Here is a 3,610-nt window from a genome sequence, read left to right as displayed (position 1 = left end):
AACAACCCAATGATGTGGCAGACGCCAGCGGAGGAGGCCGGGCGCTCCGAAACCCCGGCCATCTCCGCACCCGGCCTCCTCCTCAACCCAAGCCGGGAGCAAAATAAATGAGGCAACCGATCGCACTCGGGAGCATCGATAGGTGAGGCAATACGGAGTCTCACCCTGATCGCCGCCGCGCACCCCGTCTATTCCCGGTGCGCCGTCGTTTTCTTTCGCCATCTCATACGCTGCGCGCAGGGTCTCCATCTTGCACACGTGGACGTATAGACCCCAGAAACGCCAGGACGGTTCAGCCTTCGCCTTGACGTATAGTCTCCGCCTCAGGTCTTGCAAATCGATGGACGCCTTTATCATCTCGTCCTTGCCTTCCTTACGTTAGAGACATCACAAATGGCAGGGACCCTTTGCTCCACGGGAGTTACTCCGCTTCATCGCTACTCCAGTCCCGGCCGCCACCTTCTCATCTTCGGTCGATTTCCCGGGATCTCCGGTTATACGACCTACCTTCTTCCGGCGATTTCTCTCCGGGATGAAGGCTTCTCCAGTTGCTCGGCATGTCCTTGTCACCGTGCTGTCGCTTTCACCCCGCCGAAATGACCCGTCGTGTCAGTTAGCATTCGATGGATCATGCTGCCTTCGCCCCTAAACTGCAGGCTCGACTTTCGGTTTTCAGCATTTTCGAGGCCACAACGCGTTCTCTTTTGATACGGCCCGATGACTCGTGGTCTCCCCAAGGGAGTTTTGTCGATAGGCTTCAAAGGTTCTATTTCTATCTCCTCTGCTACCCACACTACGGGGAGCTAACTTTTTCCCCGGCAGGACTTACTCCTGCTGAACATGCCAGCCTTCGCTGGACGCACAGTTCGGCATGCATATCCCGCTCAACCAAGTGCGAGAGGATCGACCTGCCATTGTCGACGCTCGCTGACCAGGTCGGCCACGGAACCTTCGCCATCATGCCGCTCTTCCAGCTGATCGAGCGTCATGTACTCGCAGTCGAGCGCCTTCATGGCGACGACACCACCATCCGCGTCCTGGCGAAGGGCAAGTGCACGACCCGCCGGAGCTGGAGTTATGGGCGGGATGACCGGCCCTTCGGTGGGCCGGCGCCGCCGGCTGCGGTCTATTACGCCTCACCCGACCGGCGAGGCCAGCATCCCCAGAGGCATCTGGCCGCCTTCGCCGGCATCCTGCAAGCCGATTGCTATAGCGGCTTCGAGCCGTTGTTCGACCCGCAAAGGAAAGCGATGCCGATCACGCCGGCATTCTGCTTCGCGCATGCGCGGCGGGGCTTCTTCGAGTTGGCCGATATCGAGAAGAACGCCAGGGTAGGCAGCAAGGGTAAACCAGCTCCCCGATCGCGCTAAGCCGCTGCTCGACGACATGCACGCCTGGCTGCTGCGCGAGCGAGAAACCCTCTCGCGCTCCTCCGAGGTCCTGAAGCCCACGAATTACATGCCAGGCGCTGAGCCGACTTTGCCCGCTTCCTCGACGATGGCAGGATCTGCCTCAGCAACAACGCCGCCAAAAGAGCGTTGCGCGGCATCGCCTTGGGAAGGCGCAATTGGACCTTCGCCGGCAGCCTGCGCGGCGCCGAACGCGCCGCCATCATGCTGACGATGATCACCACCTGTCGTCTTAACGATGTCGATCCCAAAGCCCGGCTCTCCGACGTCCTCGCCCGGATCGCCGATCTTCCCGCTTCGCGTCTGCGCGAACTGCTGCCTGGGAATGGAAGCTCCCGCGCCAAGCCGACTAACTGTAACCGGCATGAGCTCCCACGACCGCAGTGATCAGTGAGCGCGGGCGTAGCGGATCGGCATCCAGTATTGCCGCAAGGCTTCGACCGCCGCGGGAATATCGGCGTGGGCGTTACGCAGAAATTTCTTGGTCTCGCGGCCGCTTCGTGGTGGTCCAAGCAGCGGTCGGCCCTGATCGTCGCGACAGTGCAGCAGGATAGGTAGAAGTAGGCCGTGATTGACGTTGCCGGTGTCCAGCAACGGTGCCCACGCCAATAGCTTGAGCCGCATCGCGGCGTAGAAGCCTTGGCACCATGGTCGCGGATCCACGTCTCCACTGGGTTTACGCCGGTGCATCGGCGCGAACCTGTCGGGTGCGGTCGAGAGGGTGTTGCTGATGTCGTTGTGACGCAGGGCGACAGCCGATATGGCTGCAAACTCCGGGGTGCCGCTGTGGTTGAAGGCATCGGCATCGATGGCGAGCAGCGGGCAGATCCAGTCGAGTGGGCTCATCGACACCGGTCCGGCCACGATTGCGGCGACGTAGCCGTCGAGCATGGGGAGATTGGTGGCGGCAGGTTGCTGATCGACCCGAGCCTGCAGCCATCGCTCGAGCTCCTCAAGTGGCATCTCGGCTGCGGCCATTGACGACGCTGCTTTATGACGACGCGGGCTCATGCCGCGGCCTGTGCGGTGCGCTGGCGCGCCGCCTTCCAGTGCCAGGCGAGCAGTTCGTGCAGTTGATGGCTCTTGGTTCCACCGGAGACGATGCGCTCCAGCACGTCGGTCAGATAGGCTTGCGGATCGAGCTCATGGAGCTTTGCGGTGTTCACGAGCGACGCGAGGATGGCCCAGCTCTCGGCACCACCTTCGCTACCGCTGAACAAGGCGTTGCGTCTTCCCATGGCAATCGGGCGCATGGAACGCTCGACCGTGTTGGAATCGACCTCGACGCGGCCGTCGCTGAGAAACAGCGTCAGTCCGTCCCAGTGATTGAGCGCATAGTTGATCGCCTCTGTCAGCTTCGATTGGGAAAACAGCTGACCTACCATCTCAATCAGTCGCGCATTGAGCGCCACCATCAACGGGGCGCTCCTGGTGCGGCGGGCGGCCAGCCGCTGCTCCGCACTGCTGCCGCGGATCTCTGCCTCGATCGCATAGACCGCCTGCAGCCGTTCAATCACGTCGCGCGCGAATGGCGACTGCGTGGACTTGTACACCTCGACGAATTTGCGTCGAGCATGGGCGAGACAAAAGGCGAGCTGGATCGCGCCGCCATGACGGCGGGCCAGCGCCTTGTAGGCGGCATAACCGTCCACCTGCAGAACGCCGCAAAAGCCCATCAACTGTCCGGCGATCTCCTCGGTGCCGCGGCCGTCGGCGAATACGTAGGTAACCGCCGGCGGCGAGGGGCCACCCCATGGCCGGTCATCCATAGCATGCGCCCAGAACTGGCAGATGCGGGGACGATGTCGTCCTGGATCAAGCACCGGCATCGGCGTCTCGTCGCAGAACACGCGCGGCGCAGCCTGAATGATCCGCAGCTGCAGCTCATAAAGGCTCCTGAGCCACAAGGCGGTACGTTTGACCCAACCGCGAGTGTCGCGCGGTCAAGATGGATGCCGTGGCCGGCCAGGATCTGAACTTGCCGGTACAGCGGCAAATACCGGGCGAACTTCGAGACCACCACATGGCTCACGAGGGCCGTCGACGCCATGCCGCCCTCAATCAGGCGCGGCAGCACTTTGGCTTGGACCACGCCATCGGTGCAGCCGCGGCAGCCGTATTTGGGACGGATCGTGCGCAGCACGCGCAGGAGCGCCGGGATCACTCCAACACCTCGCTGACGTCCTCGCCGATCTTGTGAA

At 62.4% G+C, this 3,610-nt stretch carries 1 protein-coding gene and 2 pseudogenes; 1 reads left to right on the top strand and 2 read right to left on the bottom strand.

Annotation, left to right across the window (positions count from 1 at the left end):
- Positions 1-862 precede the first annotated feature (862 nt).
- Positions 863-1,762, top strand: a pseudogene (locus RPS27_RS09045) (transposase); the annotation flags it as partial.
- Between the two features lie 34 nt (positions 1,763-1,796).
- Here RPS27_RS09045 and RPS27_RS09040 read toward each other — a convergent pair.
- Both RPS27_RS09040 and tnpC read right to left on the bottom strand, forming a co-directional pair.
- Positions 1,797-2,387: a UPF0149 family protein gene (locus tag RPS27_RS09040; protein WP_128955118.1), complete on the bottom strand. Its 591-nt coding sequence runs from the start codon at positions 2,385-2,387 to the stop codon at positions 1,797-1,799.
- Positions 2,388-2,416: 29 nt separating this feature from the next.
- Positions 2,417-3,610, bottom strand: a pseudogene (gene tnpC / locus RPS27_RS09030) (IS66 family transposase); the annotation flags it as partial.

This window comes from Bradyrhizobium sp. WYCCWR 12699 (genome assembly GCF_032144035.1).
Taxonomy (GTDB): domain Bacteria; phylum Pseudomonadota; class Alphaproteobacteria; order Rhizobiales; family Xanthobacteraceae; genus Bradyrhizobium.
Note: the sequence above shows the minus strand (reverse complement) of the source record. Positions and strands in the feature narration are given on the sequence as shown.

Bases quoted from the DNA above. Each gene is read 5' to 3' on its own strand.
- RPS27_RS09040 (WP_128955118.1), bottom strand. From the start codon at position 2,387: ATGGCCGCAGCCGAGATGCCACTTGAGGAGCTCGAGCGATGGCTGCAG.